We start from the raw sequence: 15,849 nt of genomic DNA on the forward strand, positions 1-15,849 counted from the left end.
ATTGCGGGTAACACTGACGGTGATACGGCCTGCTTATTTGATCTACTCATTTAGCCTGCTCATCCAGACTACGCAAATACGCGAGTTTTTCTGCAATCTTGATTTCCAGCCCGCGTGGTACGGGGTGATACCAGGATTCATTCTCCAGACCTTCAGGCAGATAGGTTTCCCCTGCCGCATAAGCATCTGGCTCATCATGGGCATAGCGGTACAATTTGCCATAACCCAGTTCTTTCATGAGTTTGGTCGGCGCATTGCGCAGATGTTCTGGTACGACGCGCGATTTGTCTTTGGCGATCATGGCGCGCACGGCATTGTAGGCTTTGTAAACCGCGTTTGATTTGGCTGCACAAGCCAGATAAATCACCGCCTCAGCCAAAGCCAGCTCACCTTCAGGCGAACCCAGTCTTTCATAAGTTTCTGCTGCATCCAGACAAATGCGCAAGGCGCGTGGATCTGCCAGGCCTATATCTTCGGATGCCATACGTACTATGCGTCTGGCCATGTAGCGAGGGTCAGCACCGCCATCAAGCATGCGTACCAGCCAGTACAAGGCTGCATCGGGATTGGAACCTCGCACCGATTTATGCAGAGCAGAAATCTGGTCATAGAAAGCATCGCCGCCTTTATCAAAACGGCGCAAGGCATCACCCAGACATTCGCCCAGCAAACCCTGATCTACTGTGTCGAGATGCTTGGCGACCGCTGCATGGGCAACAATGTCGAGATTATTCAGTAATTTGCGGCCATCACCATCAGCGCTGGAGACCAGGCTGGCCATGGCTTCTGGCGTCAATGTCAAGCCATCCAGTTCACGCGCGCAGGCACGCACTACCATGGCAGCCAGGTCTTCATCCGTCAGTGATTTCAATACATACACTGAGGCGCGCGACAGCAAGGCGCTATTGACTTCAAAGGAAGGATTTTCTGTCGTCGCCCCAATGAAAGTGAACAAGCCACTTTCTACATGCGGCAAAAAGGCATCTTGCTGGCTTTTATTGAAGCGATGAACTTCATCGACAAACAGTATGGTGCGACGATGCGAGGTAGCCTGCAATATCTGGGCGCGCTCTACTGCCTCGCGTATGTCCTTGATACCCGACAAGACCGCCGACAAGGCAATGAACTCACACAGAAAAGCATCTGCCATCAGACGCGCCAGCGTAGTCTTGCCAACGCCTGGCGGCCCCCACAAGATCATGGAATGTGGCTCGCCTGACTGGAAAGCCACGCGTAAGGGCTTGCCCTCACCCAGGATATGCTGCTGACCGATGACATCGTCCAGCGTTGTCGGGCGCATGCGCTCTGCCAGGGGAGCAGGTTTTTTGCGCGAATTGTTGTGCAGCATATTCATTAGACGCTACTACTGGCGAAATACATCTGCACCGGCAGGCACAACAAACTTGAATTCATCGGCCTTTAAGCTTGGATTTTTTTCCAGGTTTTTCAAGGTCAGGATAGAAAACTGACCAAAATTATCGCGCAATTCCAGTGCCACAGGCACACCATCCTTCATGCCTATCCCTATGCTTTCAAACTGCGTATCCTTGGCCTTGGGTATGGCTTCCAGCCATTCCAGACCTTGTTTATTACCAACTTCCTTGAAGCTGAAATTTTTATCCAGGTCAGCCGAACTGGCGCTACCGAACAAGATCGCCGCCGGGCTGGAACCCAGGGCATTGCCCAATGCCTTGATGGTGACCTGGTTTAAGTCTTTATCATAGATATACAACTTGTCGCCATCTGCCTGCAAGACTTGCTCGTAAGGCTTGGTATAAGCCCAGATGAACTTGCCTGGCCGGGCAAACACAAAATTACCGGTTGCCGTTTTGCTGATCTTGCCATCGGCTTTTTTGACTTGCTGCTGGCTAAACTCTCCCTTGGCACTTTTATTATTCGTGACAAAGGATTTAAATTGCTCAACAGCAGATGCCGATGCCAGTGCAGGCATCAAGGCAAGGGCAATGATACCAGCCGCCAACTTTGTCATCATGGTAGTTTGTTTCTTCACTGATTTATCCTGTTCTGTTGCTATTCTGTTGCCGTTCTGCTACTGATTTGGCGTTATTCTGTATTCCCGGCCGGGACCAGGATTTCGCGGTTACCGTTAGACTGCATGGTAGATACGACACCACTTTGTTCCATTTGTTCCAGCAGACGGGCAGCGCGGTTATAGCCTATGCGTAAATGCCTTTGTACCAGCGAGATCGAGGCACGGCGATTCTTGAGCACGATGGCAACGGCCTGATCATACAAAGCATCCGCTTCTCCGCCTCCTGCACCTGCACTCTCACCACCAGCTTCTCCGCCCTCTTCCAGCGTGCCACCTTCGAGTATGCCTTCGATATAATTTGGCTCGCCCTGGGATTTCAAATATTCAACCACGCGATGTACTTCTTCATCCGAGACAAAAGCACCATGGACGCGGACAGGCAAGCCTGTACCTGGCGGCATGTAGAGCATGTCACCCATACCCAGCAGAGCTTCTGCCCCCATCTGATCAAGGATGGTGCGCGAATCTATCTTGCTACTGACCTGGAAGGCGATACGGGTAGGAATATTCGCCTTGATCAGACCGGTAATCACGTCTACCGATGGTCTTTGCGTCGCCAATATCAGATGCAAGCCTGCAGCTCGGGCTTTTTGCGCAATACGGGCAATCAGCTCTTCCACTTTTTTACCGACTACCATCATCAAATCAGCCAGCTCATCAATAATAATGACGATGGTCGGCAATTTTTCAAGGGGCTCTGGCGCATCTGGCGTCAGGCTGAATGGGTTGGGGATATGCACTTCCTTGCGCTCAGCCTCAGCAATCTTGGCGTTATAGCCTGCCAGATTACGCACACCGAGTTTGGACATGAGCTTGTAACGGCGTTCCATCTCTGCCACCGCCCAGTTCAGAGCATGGCCAGCCTGACGCATGTCGGTGACCACCGGTGCCAGCAAATGCGGTATGCCTTCATAGACCGACATTTCCAGCATCTTTGGATCAATCAAAATCATACGCACATCATTCGGATCTGACTTGTACAGCAGCGACAAAATGGTCGCATTGATGCCCACGGACTTACCAGAACCGGTAGTACCCGCCACCAGCAAATGCGGCATCTTGGCCAGGTCGGCACAGATAGGAAGACCGCCAATATCCTTACCCAGCGCCACCGTCAGACTCGACGAGCTATCGTTATAGACTTTGGATCCCAAAATCTCGGTCAGGCGCACAATCTGGCGTTTGGGATTGGGTAACTCCAGGCCCATAAAATTCTTGCCTGGAATAGTCTCAACCACACGTATTGATGTCAGTGACAATGAACGCGCCAGGTCACGTGCCAGATTAACGATCTGGCTACCTTTGACGCCAGTCGCCGGTTCGATTTCATAACGGGTAACCACAGGGCCGGGATAAGCTGCCACCACCTTGGCATCGACACCAAAGTCTGAGAGTTTTTTCTCTATCAGGCGGCTGGTGAATTCCAGGGTTTGTACGCTGACCGTTTCTTGTACTGGTGGCGGTTCATCCAGCAGGGATAAAGGCGGCAAATTAGTATCCGGCAATTCATTGAACAGGGATACCTGTTTTTCTTTTTCCACACGCTCTGAGCGCTGAACAGCAACTACTTGTGGCTCTATGCGTATTGGTGCGGCTTCAACGATCTTGGCTCTTTCCTGTACCACGACTTCTTCGCGCTTGACAGCTGCAGTCTGGCCAGCACGCCGGTCTTCTGCATCAGCATGCTTGTTTTGCACGAAAACAAATACCCATTCTATGCCCGCGCCTATGCGCTCAACGATGGTCAGCCAAGATACGTGGAAATACAGGCTGATACCGAGGGCAATCATCAGCAATAAAGCCAGCGTCGCACCAGTGAAACCCAGCGCGGCAAAGCCAGCCTTGCCTATCAACTCCCCGAGCACCCCGCCTGGCCCTAATGGCAAGGCCACTTTGAGGCTGTGCAGCCGCAGATATTCCAGGCCCATACTGCCAGCAAGCAGTAAGCCAAAGCCAATATTACGCACCAGGATTTCAGAAAAGCCGACATCGGCCTCAGGCTCGGGATTGAGCTTTACCCTTTGCGACAAGCTGCTGTAGGAAATCCACACCTGGCGACAGGCAAACACACACCACCACCAGGCAGAAACGCCAAAGACGTAAAACAGCACATCGGATAACCATGCACCAAACTTACCGGCAATATTATGGATCCGCGGAATATCAACAGACCTTGACCAACCGGGGTCTTGTGTGGAAAAGCTTGCCATGATCAGTATCAGGCAAATGCAAAATGCGGCCAGGGCAATCCACTTCGCCTCCATCAAAAGAACCAGGAAACGATTTGGAGGTGCAGCAGGCGGCGCAGTTTTCTTGCTTCGAGTATAAGCTTCGTTACTAGTAGTCATAAAACAGAGAGCAATCTCATCTGAACAGCCATCAAAAGCTGACAAGATAGCATGAAGCCGCGTATGCGCCAAACATGTGCGCTGTAACAGTTGCAACAGACAGGTTATGGTTCCAGAGGATGGTGGCAAGACGGCTGCTATGAGGATAGTCTATAATTTAGCCTTATCTCAGGATGACGATGCAAAATAAGCAAAAAGCTTGAAATTTGCATGAAAAACGCCATCTATTGCCAGTAACTCAGCTATTCATCAACTTTTTATCAGGTCTGCTATGTCCACTCCCAAACATGCTCGCGTACTAATTCTTGGCTCTGGCCCCGCAGGTTATTCCGCAGCGGTCTACGCTGCCCGCGCCAATCTGAACCCTGTACTGATTACTGGTGTAGAGCAAGGCGGTCAACTGATGACGACAACGGATGTAGAAAACTGGCCTGCCGACCCCATGGGCGTACAAGGTCCAGAATTGATGCAACGCTTTCTGCAACACGCAGAACGCTTCAATACTGAAATCATTTTCGATTACATCCATACTGCCAAACTGGATGAAAAACCGATACGCCTGATCGGCGACCAGGCGCAATACACTTGTGATTCCCTGATCATTGCCACTGGTGCATCCGCTCAATACCTGGGCTTGCCGTCCGAGCAAGCCTTCATGGGCAAAGGTGTCTCGGCCTGTGCAACCTGCGATGGTTTCTTTTATCGCGGCAAGGAAGTCGCTGTCGTCGGTGGCGGCAATACGGCAGTGGAAGAAGCCCTGTATCTGTCGAATATCGCCAGCAAGGTCACCGTCATCCACCGTCGCGACAAGTTCCGCGCAGAAGCAATTTTGATTGACCGCCTGATGGCCAAGGTTGCCGAAGGCAAGATAGAAGTCAAATGGAACCATACCCTGGATGAAGTGGTCGGTGATGAATCCGGCGTAACAGGCATCAATATCAAAGGCGCTGACGGCACTATTACGCCAGTTACAGTACACGGCGTCTTTATTGCCATTGGCCACAAGCCAAATACCAGTATTTTTGATGGTCAGCTGGACATGCATAATGGCTATATCAAGACCCGCACAGGCACTGAAGGCATGGCCACAGCCACCAGTGTCGCTGGTGTATTTGCTGCTGGTGATGTGCAGGATCATATCTATCGTCAAGCCATCACCAGCGCTGGCACAGGTTGCATGGCAGCCCTGGATGCGCAACGCTTCCTGGAAGAATAAGCTTAATTCAAGGATGTGAAGCATGTCGTCTTTTAAAAACCTTGCTGACCTGAAGTCACTCAGTCAGCAATTAAAGCTGCAGGAAGAAAGCCGACAGCGTGCTGAAGCAGAACGTCTGGAACGGGAAAAGAAAGCCAGGGAAGAAGCCAATATTTTTCGTTCCAGCGTAGGCAAGGTCGAAGTGTTGAAAACTGCGGTAAAGCATCACCCGGCTCCCGCAAGGCTGGAACCTCTGCCCTTTCAGCATATCGCTGATGAACAGGCGGCATTGCAGGAATCTTTATCAGATGAGTTTGATGCAGACTCTTTGCTGGAAACCGATGAAAACCTGAGCTATACCAGATCAGGCGTGGGCCAGGATGTCGTCCGGAAGCTGCGCAAAGGCCATTGGGTCATACAAGCCCAACTTGACCTGCATGGCTTGCGCCGCGATGAAGCCAGGGATAGCCTGGGAGAATTCCTGCGCAAATGCATGCGTAATGGCACACGCTGCGTGCGCATTATCCATGGCAAAGGTTTGGGATCGGTCAACAAGGAACCAGTACTGAAACAAAAAGTCAGGAACTGGCTGATACAGAAAGATGAAGTATTGGCATTCAGCCAGGCAACGGCTGCAGATGGCGGCGCTGGTGCCTTGATCGTATTACTGAAATCCTGATTGTGTGATTTTTGGCCTGAGTCCAGACCGGACTCAGGCGCAAATTACTTAACTACTTAATTACTTAGTTACGAAACTTCTTGTCTTTGGAAATAACGGTCATATCCACATATTTAGAACCGTTATGATTCGAAGGCGAGAAGCTGACGTCAAAACCACCAACATCATAACTACTGCGATTAATGCTTTCCAAAGCAGAAATCAGTTTTTCCCTGGTCAAACCAGGTCCTGCACGCTTCAAACCCTCGACAAATACTTTGGCAGCGACATAGCCTTCGAGACTGGAGAAATTCAGGTCCTTAACCCCGACCTTTTCCATGGTTTTCTGATATTCAGCCACCACAGGAATGGATGGTGACCATGGAAATGGCGTCACCTGAGAGATCACCACACCAACACCGTCCTTGTCCAGTGTATCTGCCAATGCCTGACTACCAACAAAAGACACATTGTAGAACATGCCAGTATAGGAGGCCTTGTGCATTTCCCTGACCAGGGCACTACTGGATGCATAAGCGCTGATCTGTATGATGGCGTCCGGGCGTTTAGGCAATAACTTCGCCACGGCAGCCGCTACATCCTTGCTATTTCTTTCTACGGTTGCGGTCTCAGAAATACGCAAATTTCTTTTTTTCATCGCCAGCTCTACGCCAGCCAAACCTGCCTTGCCATAGGCATCGTTTTGATAAAAAACAGCGATATTTTTAGTCCCCAGATTTGCCAGGCGATCGACCAGATATTCAGTCTCATCGTTGTAACTGGCGCGGATATTAAAGATCTGCTTATTGAAAGGTTCCCGCAAAGATTGCGCACCCGTATAGGGGGCAAAGAAAGGGACTTTTGCTTGCGTGAAAATAGGTAATGCTGCATTACTGGTAGCTGTGCCTACATAACCAAATAAAGCAAACACGCCATCATTTTCTATCAGGGCCTTGGTGTTGGCTGCCGCCAGATCCGCCTCATACTTGTCATCTTTTTGTATGATTTCTATCTTGCGACCATGCACACCACCTGCCGCATTCACCTGATCAAAATAAATCTTGGCGCCAGAATTGAGTTGCAAACCCAGTTCCTTGGCAGGCCCTGTAAATGCAGCTGACTGCCCCAATAAAATTTTTCTATCTGTGACACCGGTTTCAGCATGGACATTCGCCATCGCCATCAACACCAGTGCCACCCCTATTTTTGCTTTTGCTCTTGCTTTTGAAACACCAACAAATTCAAGTACTGCCAACTGCTTTAACTTCTTCATATTTAAACCGCATCAGGTCCCGTCTCGCCAGTGCGAATACGTATCACCTGCTCCACATTTTGTACAAAAATTTTCCCATCACCAATCTTGCCGGTGTGGGCTGCCTTGATAATTGCATCGACAACATTGTCGGCAATCTTGTCATCGACCACGACTTCTACCTTGATCTTAGGTAGAAAATCGACGACGTATTCTGCGCCACGATATAGCTCAGTGTGTCCTTTTTGACGGCCAAACCCCTTGACCTCGACGACGGTCAGGCCCGTCACGCCAACATCAGCGAGTGCTTCACGCACTTCGTCGAGTTTGAATGGCTTGATGATAGCGGTAATTTGTTTCATTTCCCTCTCCTTAAATATGACGAATATTACGAATTAGTGTGAATGAATCCATGATGGGATCGTCGCTCTGGCAGGCCATGGCAGGTAAATACCTGTCACGCCCACATCAATTGACAATCCCTTAGTCTCTGAACTTCGAAGTAATAGGATAACGCCAGTCGCGCCCAAAAGCACGGTGGGTAATCCTGATACCTATGGGCGCTTGACGCCGCTTGTATTCGTTAATTTTGATGAGGCGCGTAATACGCTCCACATCTTCTGACTGATAACCGGCTGCGACAATCTCTGCACGCGCCTTGTTTTCTTCCATATACATGGCCATGATGCCATCCAGGATGTCATAGGGCGGCAAGGAATCCTGGTCTTTTTGATCAGGTCGCAATTCAGCTGATGGCGCCCTCGTCAGTATCCGCTCGGGTATCACGGCTGACAGGGTATTGCGATAGGCACACAGGCGGTATACCAGGGTTTTGGCAATGTCCTTGATGACAGCAAAGCCTCCGGCCATGTCGCCATACAAAGTGCAGTAACCAACAGCCATTTCACTCTTGTTGCCTGTCGTCAAAACGATGGAACCGTATTTGTTCGACAAGGCCATCAAGAGTGTGCCACGTATCCTGGCCTGGATATTTTCTTCTGTCGTATCTTCTTTCAAGCCAGCAAATTCCTGGCTCAGGGTAGAACGGAATGCACTGAAACAATCACTGATAGCAATTTCATCATAGCGCACGCCTATCCGTGCCACCATGTCACGCGAATCCAGCCAGGATATATCCGCCGTATAAGGTGAAGGCATCATGATGGCCCTGACCTTGTCTGCACCCAGCGCATCCACTGCAATCGCCAATACCAGTGCAGAATCAACACCACCGGACAAACCTAGCAAAACACTGGGAAAACCGTTCTTGCCTACATAGTCACGGACTCCCATGACCAGCGCCTGATATACCTCGGCTTCCAGCGACAACGCCGCCTCGATATGGGCAGGCAAAGGCTGTGCACCGTCGAATTCCAGCAATTGCAAATCTGCTTCACAGTGCTTCAATTGTGCACAGATCTTGCCCTGGGCATCCATAACGAAGGAATTACCATCAAAAATCAATTCATCCTGGCCACCAACCAGGTTGGCGTACACCAAGGATAATCCTTGAGAAATGACATTGGCACGCATGACATCATAGCGTTGATGCTGTTTGCCCATATGGTAGGGTGAACCATTGGGTACCAGCAGTACTTCTGCACCAGCCTGTTTGGCCAGCAAAGGAGCATCGGACGACCAGGTATCTTCACAGATATTGATACCAAAGTTCACGCCCTTGATGGTGAACACGCAAGCCTGATTGGCAGATGAAAAATAACGCTTTTCATCAAACACCATATCATTGGGCAAGTCGCGTTTGAAATATGTTGCCAGTACTACACCGTCTTGCACGACAGAAACAGCATTATACCTCTTTCCGTCCACTTCACTGGGATGACCGATTAAAACAGCAACTCCTGGAAATAGCGTAAGCTGTTTCTTTAAGCTATCGAGCGCCTGTGCAGCCTCCAGATAAAACGCCTGGCGCAGCAATAAATCTTCTGGCGGATAACCAACCAGGGATAGTTCAGGTGTGACGAGGATGTCCGCACCCTGCTCTGCTGCGAGACGGGCATACCCTATTATCTGTGCGGCATTACCGGTAAGATCACCGACAACGCTATTCATCTGAGCAATGGCAACTTTAACTGTCATAGTGGTAAATCTGTATAAAATCGAAAATGAAATTTGAAACTTCTGCACCGCATTATCGCATGCGCATCGTGACTTCACTGAGCGAGATCGCGCCATCACTCTGGGATGACCTGGTAGCAGATCAGGCAGACAACAATCCTTTCTTGTCTTATACCTTTTTAAGCGCACTGGAAGAATCCGGCTCAGCAACAGAAAAAACTGGCTGGCAAAGCTGTTTTATAACGATCTGGGATGGCGATAAACTGGAAGCAGCCCTCCCCCTCTACGAAAAATCGCATTCTTATGGCGAGTATGTGTTTGACTGGGCCTGGGCCAAGGCTTTCAAGCGCCACGGCTTTGATTACTATCCCAAATTGCTATCTGCCATTCCATTTACCCCCATCGCTGGCAGTCGCTTGCTGGCACGCGGGGAGGCAGCGCAAAGAGCCTTGATCGCGGCTTTGCAAGAACTGCAGGAAGCTGGCGCGTATTCTTCCAGCCATCTGCTCTTCCTGCCTGAGGCACAAGCACGGCTTTTGAGTGAAGAAGGCTATCTATTGCGCAAAGGTGTGCAATTTCACTGGAAAAACCAGGGCTATCTATGCTTTGATGAATTCCTGGCGACCCTGGATAAAAAGAAACGCAAGAACATACGCGCAGAGCGTAGGAAAGTAGAAGAAGCAGGCATACAGTTCCAGCACGTGCGCGGTACAGACATGCTGGAAGATGATTGGCGCTTTTTCAAAAGCTGCTACGACCAGACCTATGAAGAGCATCACTCCACGCCCTATTTGAATCTGGATTTTTTCTTACGTATAGGCAGGGACATGCCAAAAAACATCCATCTCATCATTGCATTGCGCGAGGGCAATAGAATTGCAGCATCCTTGCTCATACATGATGAGCAACGCGTTTATGGTCGTTATTGGGGTTGCCTGGAAAGCCATCCCTGCCTGCATTTTGAGACAGCCTATTATCAATCCATAGAATTTTGCATACAGGAAAGAATTGCTATTTTTGAAGGTGGCGCACAAGGCGAGCACAAAATGGCGCGAGGTTTCCTGCCAGTAACAACATGGTCTGCACATCACCTGAGCCACCCTGAATTTTCTGATGCGGTCTCTGATTTTCTTGAGCGCGAATCCCAGGATATTGAACTATATTTAAATGAGTTGCACGAGCACTCGCCTTATAAAATCCTGAAACACTTTGAAGTCAGCGCTACTTGAGTTTTTACCTGGATCAAGGCATCCTGTTGCCATGCAAAATAATTTCATATCCACACCCAATACGCCAACTGCTGCATTACCGACCAAACGCGTAGGACGCTTTTATCTGAGCGAACGTATAGGCATGGGATCAAATGGTGCTGTGTATAGAGGACACGATCCTGTCATAGACCGCGATGTCGCCATTAAAATATTTAGTGCAGGCAATAATGCTGCCGACAAAAAACAGCGCGAACAACAATTCATTAACGAAGCACGCGCTGCTGGCAGATTATCCCATCCCAATATCGTGACTATTTTTGATGCGTCCAGTGAAGGTGGTACGGCATTTATCGCGATGGAATTTCTGCAAGGCAAGGATTTGCGACACTTGCTTGCAGATGGCAAGCAATTCGACATCATAGAGACGACCAATCTCATACAAAAGATAGCAGAAGCACTGGCCTATGCACATAGCCATGGGGTGATACATCGCGATATCAAACCTGGCAATATTTTTGTGCTGCCCAACCAACAACCCAAAGTCGTGGACTTTGGCATCGCCCGCGCGCCCAATCGCGTACTGGATGAAACCAGGGAGCAAGCTCATACCCTGTTCAACAATAATATTATGGGTACGCCCAACTATATGTCGCCAGAACAGGCAAACGGCAAACCCGTCAATGCACTGACGGATGTGTATTCCCTGGGCACTGTGATGTATGAAATGTTAACGGGCCAAAAGCCGTTTCAGTCGCAGGATGTGGACAAATTATTGCAACAGATTGTAAATAAAGTAGCAAAATACCCCTCTGAAATTCGCCCGAGCATCCCGGATTCGCTCTCCAAAATCGTCATGAAGGCGATGCAAAAAGACCCGGCAGCACGGTATGAAAGTGCCGCAGAACTCTCTTTGGCGCTGGAAAAATTCCTCGATCGCGACAAGAAATTGAAACGCAAACGTCAAAAGCAAGGGGATGATTTTAGTGGCGCAAGGGAAGATGAAGACAAGCAGCCAAGCTCATGGTTAAGCTGGCTGGCAATGGCTGTTGCCGTCGTGGGCGTTGCTGCCTATCTGATGCACAGAATTTGAAGTAACTCATTTCAGGCGAATATTACCGCGGCAAATATTACCGCTGACAAAAACTAAAAAGGCGCGATATCAATATGATATCGCGCCTTTTATCTAATCAAGCCTGGCTTTATTACGCTTCCGCTTTTTTGAAGCTTTCTACGCCGGCCAGAATTTCTGCTCTGGCATCATCAGGGCCGCCCCAACCTTCGATCTTGACCCATTTACCTTGTTCCAGATCTTTATAGTGCTCAAAGAAATGCTGGATTTGGCGCAGGCGCAGTTCGTTCAAATCTTCCGGTTTTTGCCAGTGTGTATAGATAGGCAAAATCTTGTCTACAGGTACAGCCAATACTTTGGCATCATTACCAGCTTCATCCGTCATCTTCAGGATGCCGATAGGACGGCAGCGCACAACGACGCCTGGGATCAACGGGAATGGCGTGATAACCAGAACGTCAACCGGGTCACCATCACCAGCCAGCGTTTGCGGTACGTAACCGTAGTTGCAAGGATAATGCATGGCAGTACCCATAAAACGGTCCACAAAAATAGCGCCTGTGTCTTTATCAACTTCGTATTTAATCGGGTCTCCGTTCATAGGAATTTCGATAATGACGTTGAAATCATTTGGCAGATCACGACCTGCTGGTACTTTATTCAAGCTCATCTTGCACTTTCTGTATAAGTATCAATAGAAGAAATGGTTTGGCGTGATTATATAGTTTTTCAAAGCAAAATTGTGCGACGCAACAGGCGTCAACACAATTTAGGCTGCACTTAGATAATCAATTTCCTCAGAACCTGTTTACGATCGTAAGCAGGTTCTCATAACATGGTGGCAATTGCGCACTGACGATAATGGCTGGCAGCTTCTTCGGCTTGCCCCAGCGCCTCATGCAATTGCGCCAGTTTCAAATTGGCTTCGCGCACGGTGCGCGGCTCCACCGCATCTGACAAGGCTTGCTCCATATGCCTTTGTGCCTTACCCCATAATTTTTGGCGCAGACATAGTGTACCAAGTGTCAGGGCCAGTTCAGGATCAGTAGGATGCTGCTCTGACCATTTTTCACAATGTTCAATTTGTGACAACAAGGCGGCTGAGCCTTCTGATGCCGCAGCATCACGATAGGCACGCATGAGGCGTTCATCCCAATCTTCCAGCAAGGCTTTTTCAACAACACCACGGGCATCATCAAACAAGCCATGAGAATTGAAAGCGGATGCTGCAGTAAAGGCAACGAAAGCAGATTTGCGATCAGCTTGCGGAATTTCATACCAGACCCTGCGTATGGACTCAGCATCATGGCCCTGGTTTTTCAGCAAATCTTCATAAGCCAGCTCACGCAAGCGTTGCGACAATGCTGGATGCAGGGCGCGATGTTTGTCCAGGGTGCGCACCAGTTTCAATACCTCTTGCCATTTATGGGCTTGCTGATTGGCCTTCAAAGCCCAGCGCAATACCTGGATATGGCGCGTGCCATTGGCATTCAGTTCACGTACTGCTTCCAGTGCCTTGCCATGCTGGTGCTGATCCACCAGCAATTCCGTCATGCTGACCAGTCGGGCAACCTTGTATACATTGTCTTGCTCAAGACCAGCAAACCAGGAGTCACGGCGTTCAAACTGACTCATGTGATGAGCGGCGCGCGCGCCTATCAATGAGGCTATGCCGGCATTGTCCGGCAACTCGGTAGCACGCATGGCCGCTTTTTCAGCATGCCCAAAACGACCTTCAAACAAGGCTTTCACTGCTTCACGTAAAGCCTTATTACTATCTTTCTCCCGCTTATTCTGACGATACAGGGCAACCTTGCGCGGCATTTTCCTGGTGGTGACAATGGCACGTATTACCAGATAAATCAGTACAAAAACGACGAGCAACAGGAACAGGAAGAAATTCAGGGACAAGTCTATCCGGTAAGGTGGAAAGAACAAGACCACGTTCCCGGGGTTATAACGGGCGCCCACGGCAAGGCCAACGGCAAGCGCAAATAAAATCAGAAGCCGGATAAAGATACGCATACGTTTATGGCTTCACTTTATAGTTACGCACGGCATTCAGGCTCTCCGCCAGTGTCGGCATTTCTATCGACAAATTACTCCCCTGGACCTGGCGCAGCAAGGCTTGCACAGTCTGAGTCTGCTTGGCGCGCGTATCAAAATATTTGGCGATGGCATCCTGGGCAGCGATCATATCGCTCCTGAAGATGCTTTCATTTCTGGATAACAGTGCCAGTCTGGCATTCAGCAGGCGCAGCTTCAGGTTTTCACGGGCGAAATAAGATTGCGATGGTGTCAACAGCAAGACATCGGGCGTTTCCACATTCCTGACGCGTATCAACTGTTTAACTTCATTCCACATTTCGCTGGAAAAACTCTGCCAGCCATCTTGCAGGCGCATGCTCCAGGTGCTTTCTTCTATCTCTTCTGCCGCTTTCTTTTCAGCCTTGGCATTGATGGCAGATTTAGGCAAGACGCGCAAAGGAGCTTTGGGTGGCGTCGCTGACACCACGGATTTTTCATCCGCCCATAAAGGGATGTGATCGATCTGGGTGATAACGCTATCGAGGCGCAGAGCGACGCCGGGCAAATCCAGGGCAGGTAAAGACTTCAATCTTTCTATGTCTTTGGCTATGGCGCGGCGTATGGAAATAAATTGTGGCTTATCAGACTTGGCCAGGCGACCATCGGCGTTTTGCAAGGCGATCAATGCCCCCTGCACATTACCCGCCAGTTGCAATTGCTGGCTGGCAGTTGCCAAGACCTGCTCAATTTCAGCCAAAGCCCAGTCATCACGATTCTTGGACAAGTCCTGATACAACTGCTCCAAAGCCAGTTGCTGACTTTGCGCTTCAGATTGCTTGCCTTCGAGCAGGATGACCTTGGACTGGATTTCCTTGGCATTTTCTTGCACATTGCGCGCCAATACCTTGGTTTCACTGCTATTGGTGTCTGCCGTTTGCAGTCTTTTGGCGACTTCTTCTCGCAGACCACTGATCTGGTTTTGGGATGACCACCAGCTCGCTGCCAGCAACACTGCCAGCACGCCAGAAACCAGGTAGGCAGGATGATTCCAGCCGGGCTCTTTTGCCAGCTCGGCAGGTAAAGTGGGGGCTGGCTGTCGCGCCGCAGCTTCGACAGGGCTTGCCGTTATGACGGCTTCGGGATTTGATTGCTGTTCACTCATAGACGAGATTGTAACGCGACAAGCAGTTGTTCGTCGCCAGAAGCTGTTAAGGTTATGGATAGAAACCCCAGAGACTTTGCGGTTTCTTCGATACGGCTATGTGGCACCAGCAAATGTTGCCGTTGCATTTTTGCCACGCCGTCAATTAAATTCAATTCTGCTACATAGTCACACAAATTGCGCAAAGCTTCAGAACTGGTGATGATCCAGTCATTCTCACTGCCAAGAAGTTGTGCCAAATACTCTTTATTTTCATCATTCAAAACAGGTCTGACTCTGCGATAAGCAGCTACCTGTACCACTTCCACATCATGTGCACGCAAGGCTTCTGCCAATAATTCCCGGCCAGATTCTCCCCGCACAATCAGCACTTTCCGGCCACGCAAGGCATCCAGGTCGAGTTCGGCCAGCAGGGTTTCCGAATCTGTCTTGCGCAAATTGCGGGGACGTAAAACGGTCGCCGTCTGATCATTGACGCCATATTCTGCCAGTTTCGCCCGGCTCCCCTCACCCATGACGGCAAACGTCAGCGCAGATGGCACGCTAGTCAGATGGCGAAAAAAAGCATCAATCGCGTTCGGGCTGACAAAGGCTATCAATGCATAGTCTGGTAAACGCTGTATTTGTGCAATCAGGGCAGTATTGTCTGCCAGCGCCTCAATTTCCAGCAAAGGAAAATGCGCTACAACACCTCCCATTGCCTTCACCTGCAGGGCAAAATCCTGTGTCTGTGCAATTGGACGTGTCAATATCACTTGTTTGACCTGTTGGTTCTGCATGCCTGGGCTGTTCTGAGC

At 49.8% G+C, this 15,849-nt stretch carries 14 protein-coding genes; 4 read left to right on the forward strand and 10 right to left on the reverse strand.

The window, feature by feature from the left end; genetic code table 11:
• Nucleotides 1-46: 46 nt before the first annotated feature.
• From ACO0LF_RS12495 to ACO0LF_RS12505, 3 genes are read right to left on the reverse strand one after another with little or no spacing between them, the layout of a single operon-like run.
• Nucleotides 47-1,354, reverse strand: a complete 1,308-nt coding sequence (locus ACO0LF_RS12495; protein WP_423014400.1) for a replication-associated recombination protein A — start codon at nt 1,352-1,354, stop codon at nt 47-49.
• 9 nt (nt 1,355-1,363) lie between these two features.
• On the reverse strand, nt 1,364-2,011 hold the full coding sequence (lolA, locus tag ACO0LF_RS12500) for an outer membrane lipoprotein chaperone LolA (protein WP_423014401.1): 648 nt from the start codon (nt 2,009-2,011) through the stop codon (nt 1,364-1,366).
• 53 nt (nt 2,012-2,064) lie between these two features.
• A complete protein-coding gene (locus ACO0LF_RS12505; protein WP_423014402.1) occupies nt 2,065-4,401 on the reverse strand; it encodes a DNA translocase FtsK in 2,337 nt (778 codons plus the stop codon).
• Between the two features lie 271 nt (nt 4,402-4,672).
• On the opposite strand from ACO0LF_RS12505, the gene trxB reads away from it, so the two are divergent.
• Together trxB and ACO0LF_RS12515 are read left to right on the forward strand one after the other, a co-directional pair.
• A complete protein-coding gene (gene trxB / locus ACO0LF_RS12510) occupies nt 4,673-5,617 on the forward strand; it encodes a thioredoxin-disulfide reductase (protein WP_423014403.1) in 945 nt (314 codons plus the stop codon).
• 22 nt (nt 5,618-5,639) lie between these two features.
• Nucleotides 5,640-6,275: a Smr/MutS family protein gene (locus ACO0LF_RS12515; RefSeq protein WP_423014404.1), complete on the forward strand. Its 636-nt coding sequence runs from the start codon at nt 5,640-5,642 to the stop codon at nt 6,273-6,275.
• A gap of 64 nt (nt 6,276-6,339) precedes the next feature.
• Here the strand turns inward: ACO0LF_RS12515 and ACO0LF_RS12520 are convergent, their stop codons facing one another.
• The 3 genes from ACO0LF_RS12520 to ACO0LF_RS12530 all read right to left on the reverse strand — a co-directional run bounded on the left by ACO0LF_RS12520 (nt 6,340) and on the right by ACO0LF_RS12530 (nt 9,603).
• Entirely contained in the window at nt 6,340-7,527 is a 1,188-nt protein-coding gene (locus ACO0LF_RS12520) for an ABC transporter substrate-binding protein (RefSeq protein WP_423014405.1), read from the reverse strand.
• Nucleotides 7,528-7,529: 2 nt separating this feature from the next.
• A complete protein-coding gene (locus ACO0LF_RS12525) occupies nt 7,530-7,868 on the reverse strand; it encodes a P-II family nitrogen regulator (RefSeq protein ID WP_110253085.1) in 339 nt (112 codons plus the stop codon).
• 121 nt (nt 7,869-7,989) lie between these two features.
• Nucleotides 7,990-9,603 (reverse strand): NAD+ synthase, encoded by a 1,614-nt coding sequence (locus ACO0LF_RS12530; RefSeq protein ID WP_423014406.1) that lies wholly within the window; start codon nt 9,601-9,603, stop codon nt 7,990-7,992.
• Between the two features lie 26 nt (nt 9,604-9,629).
• Between ACO0LF_RS12530 and ACO0LF_RS12535 the strand changes: the two genes are divergently transcribed.
• On the forward strand, nt 9,630-10,811 hold the full coding sequence (locus ACO0LF_RS12535) for a GNAT family N-acetyltransferase (RefSeq protein WP_423014407.1): 1,182 nt from the start codon (nt 9,630-9,632) through the stop codon (nt 10,809-10,811).
• Nucleotides 10,812-10,842: 31 nt separating this feature from the next.
• On the forward strand, nt 10,843-11,883 hold the full coding sequence (locus ACO0LF_RS12540) for a serine/threonine protein kinase (RefSeq protein ID WP_423014408.1): 1,041 nt from the start codon (nt 10,843-10,845) through the stop codon (nt 11,881-11,883).
• 112 nt (nt 11,884-11,995) lie between these two features.
• Here the strand turns inward: ACO0LF_RS12540 and ppa are convergent, their stop codons facing one another.
• The 4 genes from ppa to ACO0LF_RS12560 form a co-directional block, all read right to left on the reverse strand.
• The gene (gene ppa, locus ACO0LF_RS12545; RefSeq protein ID WP_423003977.1) at nt 11,996-12,532 is read right to left on the reverse strand and encodes an inorganic diphosphatase; all 537 of its coding nucleotides are present in this window, start codon (nt 12,530-12,532) and stop codon (nt 11,996-11,998) included.
• 158 nt (nt 12,533-12,690) lie between these two features.
• The gene (locus ACO0LF_RS12550; RefSeq protein WP_423014409.1) at nt 12,691-13,887 is read right to left on the reverse strand and encodes a heme biosynthesis HemY N-terminal domain-containing protein; all 1,197 of its coding nucleotides are present in this window, start codon (nt 13,885-13,887) and stop codon (nt 12,691-12,693) included.
• A 4-nt stretch (nt 13,888-13,891) separates the two neighbouring features.
• Entirely contained in the window at nt 13,892-15,052 is a 1,161-nt protein-coding gene (locus tag ACO0LF_RS12555; RefSeq protein ID WP_423014410.1) for a uroporphyrinogen-III C-methyltransferase, read from the reverse strand.
• Entirely contained in the window at nt 15,049-15,831 is a 783-nt protein-coding gene (locus ACO0LF_RS12560; RefSeq protein ID WP_423014411.1) for a uroporphyrinogen-III synthase, read from the reverse strand. Before ACO0LF_RS12560 ends, ACO0LF_RS12555 begins: the two co-directional genes overlap by 4 nt.
• Nucleotides 15,832-15,849 lie beyond the last annotated feature (18 nt).

The organism is Undibacterium sp. Di27W, from assembly GCF_049340345.1.
In the GTDB taxonomy this organism is placed as follows: Bacteria; Pseudomonadota; Gammaproteobacteria; order Burkholderiales; family Burkholderiaceae_D; genus Undibacterium.